The sequence below is a fragment of the Pseudomonas sp. R62 genome (assembly GCF_000257605.1).
GTDB lineage: Bacteria > Pseudomonadota > Gammaproteobacteria > Pseudomonadales > Pseudomonadaceae > Aquipseudomonas > Aquipseudomonas atacamensis.
The window spans coordinates 1-828 of sequence record NZ_AHZM01000916.1; the positions used below are offsets into that span (position 1 = coordinate 1).

General features: G+C 63.6%; 1 pseudogene. It reads left to right on the forward strand.

The window, feature by feature from the left end:
- Positions 1-828: pseudogene (locus OQK_RS01095) on the forward strand (toxin VasX); the annotation flags it as partial.

An 828-nucleotide genomic window follows, 5' to 3' on the forward strand; every position in this document is an offset into this window, starting at 1 on the left:
CCGCTGCTCAGCGGCAAACGCGGCATCAATGACCTGATCGACCGCCCGGCCATGGACGAGGTGCTGAACAGTCATCGCGACAACCTGGGCCGCTGGAATCGCCTGCTCGAACGCATCAGCGCCGATCGCGCGCAACTGCTGTGCGCCGGGCGTTTCCATCGCGCGGCGTGGTATTTCGACGGGCAAGTGCAGATCGATCAGGCTTTCGCCAGCGAATACGCCTGCCTCAAGGACATCGGCCGTAGCGATGCGGCCAACGAACAAATGCTCGATTACCTCGAACAACACCCGCAACTGACCCGCCCGCTGTTCTACACCTTGCCGCTGCGCTTGCAGACCGAGCAGGCCGGGCAATATTCAACGCTGTTCAACGCCGGCATGGCGATGTTCAACAACCTGCCGGACTGGCTGGCCAAATTGCAGAGCATCGAGCAGCCGCAGCTGCCGGCCCTCGACGATCTGCCCGCACACAGCCGCGTCCTCGCCGATGCCGTGCAAGACACCTACAGCCCGGCGCTGAACCTCGGCCTGAGCCGGGCGCTGGAAGGCTTTGATCTTGCCGGCGAGAAAATCCCCGACCTCGACGAGCTGTTCCAGCGCCTGCCCAAAGCCCTGCGCCTGCGCGTCTTCGACGCCGCGCGAACCAGTGGCGTGACCTTCACCGTGTCCACCCCGGCGGAACAAGCGGCGCTGCAAGCCACGATCAAGGAAGTGCTGCGCGAACGCGACTACCTGAAAACCCTCAACCGCGAACGCAACCAGCTCACCCACAACAAAAACCGCCAGGGCCACAAAACCGCCCGGGCGGTGGAATTGCAGCAGGAAATC